The following is a 246-nucleotide window of genomic DNA, read 5'->3' as shown; positions in this document are numbered from 1 at the left end:
AAACGGCAACCATTTTCATAGTTGCCGTTTTTTTACATTTTATATCATTAAACAATGTTTCCTGATGCATCAGTCCAATTGTTTCCATTAAACCAGATAGGTTTTGACAGACTTGTATCAAATATCTCAGAGCCTACAGAGTTATTTTGAGGTCTGTTGGCCGAATCTAGGTGTATGGTAGAGTTATATTTATTAGGAATAAACTGGCCAAGAACTTTATCTTTTACATTCTGAATGGTTGTCATT

At 33.7% G+C, this 246-nt stretch carries 1 protein-coding gene; it reads right to left on the bottom strand.

The window, feature by feature from the left end; all coding sequences use genetic code 11:
* Positions 1–47: 47 nt before the first annotated feature.
* On the bottom strand, positions 48–246 hold a 199-nt coding region (locus tag SB679_RS25740), incomplete at its 5' end, for a hypothetical protein (protein ID WP_410705206.1).

It is taken from the genome of Chryseobacterium sp. SIMBA_029 (assembly GCF_046535275.1).
In the GTDB taxonomy this organism is placed as follows: domain Bacteria; phylum Bacteroidota; class Bacteroidia; order Flavobacteriales; family Weeksellaceae; genus Chryseobacterium.
The sequence above is the reverse complement of the archived record's forward strand: the minus strand, read 5'-3'. Positions and strand labels throughout refer to the sequence as shown.